General features: G+C 36.8%; 1 protein-coding gene and 1 pseudogene. One reads left to right on the forward strand and one right to left on the reverse strand.

What is annotated here, in order from left to right; all coding sequences use genetic code 11:
- Nucleotides 1-1647, reverse strand: a pseudogene (locus RRG12_RS42125) (hypothetical protein); the annotation flags it as partial.
- Nucleotides 1648-2083: 436 nt separating this feature from the next.
- On the opposite strand from RRG12_RS42125, the gene RRG12_RS42130 reads away from it, so the two are divergent.
- The coding region (locus RRG12_RS42130; RefSeq protein ID WP_420763225.1) for a sensor histidine kinase at nucleotides 2084-3256 on the forward strand (1173 nt) is incomplete at its 3' end.

A 3256-nucleotide genomic window follows, 5' to 3' on the forward strand; every position in this document is an offset into this window, starting at 1 on the left:
GTTAATATTATCTATTTTAATGAATTCAAAGATTCCACCCAATGCCAATCCTAAAGTAGAATTAGCTGTTTGTATCCCATCAATACTGAATTCGCTGAAATTAGCTGTAATAGATATTCCTGGGCTAGAAAAGATATTAGAATAAGTAGCACTAATTTTTTCTGGATCATATTGAATAATACTGCGGTTATGAGGGTAGCTAACATATAGTCTGTGCCAATTAGAAGTTTTTTGTGTCTCAGATAACACTTCAAATATGGGATCTCTTTTGCCGAAAGATACCCAAGATAAAGAATTTAAATAAGACAAATCTCTCTCAAGTGGTGTCAAGAAAGGATTAACTGCTATATTCAATAAATCAAAATTATCAAATTTGTCTCTTTGGGTAATCTTAATACCTGGTAATGAAGAGACGGGAGCAGTAAAGCCAAAACCCTCGCCGGTCAAAATATTACCCCATAAAATACCAGTTGCTTCTAGAACAGAATCAGGAATAATTTCGCCTAGTTGGAGTTTAACATTCCCCCCATCTAGTAAAGGCTTTAAATTCGTAGTGGGAAAAGCTTGGATAATTCGAGGTGTATTACTAGCATCTAATAAGTCAAATAAAGCTCCGCCACCGTCATTACTCAAGGTAGAACCACTACCAATAATTGGTGTAATATTTTCTAGAACTGTGACATTAGGATCTTCAGGATTGATTCCACTATTAATGATCACTCTCCCAGCAGGTATTCCTTCAGGATTAACTAGTTCTCCTGCTATAGAAACTATAGAAAAATCATTAATTTCAGCTTCACCGATTAATTCATCAAAATTAACAGGTAGACTAGCAAGATATTGTAATCCCCAAAATCCTTGAGTTGACGTCATATTTTGGGTACTGTAAGTTTCAGTAGCTCTACCTTGTGCAAGAATACCTACTTGTGTACCTTTAGTCTCAATGACTAATCTATTGTTATCGAGAACCCAGTAAAACTGGTCTTCTTTGGGAAATTTAGCATAGGTAAATTTATCAATAAACTGATTGTCTCCAGAAAATCTAATATTTAAATCTGTATCTATATAATTTTCGTCTTCATTTGGTTTAAATAACTGAGGTTTAATAGTAAGGTTATCTGTAGGGTTAATAATCCACGGATACCTATTAGCGCTAATTGTTAGAGCATCAATAATTATTTTTTTCTGATTTGCTTGTTGTTGCTTTTTAGCTTGACGTAGTTTTTCTATTAGTATTTGTTGTGTTGTTGTATAGGGTTTTTTTTCATTTGAAGTTGACGGTTTAATTGTATCCGGCTGAGTTTCTTCTTCTTGCTCAGGTGGCTTGGGAGGCTCTATTTTATATTCTTCAATTGGGATAACGTCAGCTATGGTAAAGCTGCGTAACTTTTTGGCTTTTTGTAATCGAGAGTTAGCATCTTTTAAAGTTTTTTTTAACAGCGTTTGGCTTAGTAAATTATCTGTTGTATTCGAGTCCGATAAACTTTTATCAATAACATTTGCATTATTTTCTACTTTCAAAGCAACACTATTCTGCTCGTTATATTCTAAGGCAAACGCAGAAAATTGAACCAGGATTACTTTGAACAAAATTGTTGAAGACAAAAAGCACGTTACAATTACTTTTAGATTTTTTTTAAATCTCATGAGTGAGATTCTTAGAATTCTTCGAGTTGAAATTTTACAGGTTTCCACAATAGGATATGCTCTTTGGTAGATTCAAAAATCAAATTTAATTCAAATGATAAAAGTTGGCTAATAGTTGTTTCAGTTATCAAAATAAATTACTCAAGATAAAATTAAGTCATGACTTAATTTTCCAAGCTTGGATGTTTTTGTTGTTTTGGTGGAATGTATTCAACAATCGTTTCATTTACTTCGATATAGATAACCAAAGAAGAACGATTTTTTATCCTGGATGTAAAGAATAAAATAGGATTAAGCAGATTTACTGCAACAAGAGTGTAATTCTTGAGCAAAAATTAAACCTCAGCAAAATCACCACAGCTAAAAAAGTGAGCTAATTTTTAACCGTATAAACACGTAATGTGAAGATATTCAGTCAAAAAAGTGGATGAAAAATATGTTTCAGGCTACTCGCCGCCGTCTTGCAATTTGGTACACTGCTGTTACTGCTGTATTACTACTACTGTTTGCCAGTGGCGTTTATTTATACGTCCGCAGTACGCTGATTGAGCGGATTGATGACACCCTTAACCATGTAGTGGAAATAGTGGAGCGTTGTATCACAACTAGCCGTTGTGCGTCTACGCTCATATTTGAGCCAATTAATACTGATGCAGAGAAAGTTCGCATTAATGTAGAAGCTAGTTTTCGTGACAATACCGACGCTGTAGAAGATGACCACATCGACCTAGAATGGTTTAGTCCGACTGGTGAATTACTTTGGTCAACGCTATCCGAACCCCTAGATATTCCCATTCATGCCAACCGGACTGGTGAAACTGTGCGCGTAGTCAAGGGAGAGAAAGAAAAAGGTGAAGATAATAAACTCCCTACTCTTAACTCCCTACTCTCCACTCCCAACTCCCCATTGTTATTGCGGCAAATCACCCAACGGGTAGAAGTGGGACGGCAAGTATTAGGATATCTGCGTGTTAGTCATCCCTGGTTTGAAGTCACTAAACCCAGTCGCCAGTTAATTTTTGATTTGGCGCTAGGTATTGGGTTAATGGTGGTTTCCGTAGGTGCAAGTGGCTGGTTTCTTTCGGGTAAAGCGATGGAACCTGTAGGTGAATCTTACCAACGCCTCAAACAATTTACTGCTGATGCTTCACATGAACTTAGAAGTCCCATTACTTTGATTCAAACTAATGTGCAAGTTGCCCTTGCTGACTTAGATTTAGCAGAGGTAGAAGGGACAACTTCTTTGCAGTATCGGCAACAGTTAAAGGTTGTGGAACGGTTAACGCAGCGTTTGGGTAAGTTAGTCAATGACTTACTCTTCTTAGCACGTCAAGATAGTGGTATTAGCAAAGATACTTTTTCACCTTGTCCGCTGGACGCTTTGCTGATGGAGGTTGTTGAAGAACAACAATTGTTAGTCCCTGAAAAAGAAATTGACCTTTCTCTAGAATTAGTTGATCCTCCCGCCTCGGAAATTAGCCCGGAATTACTGGAAAATTGGTTTACCCTTGTGGGCAATTGGGATCAACTGGTGCGGCTGTTCACAAATTTAATTGCTAATGCCTTGCATTACACTCCAGCTGGTGGACAGGTAAAAGTGGAATTGGCG

The organism is Nostoc sp. CALU 546 (assembly GCF_048836525.1).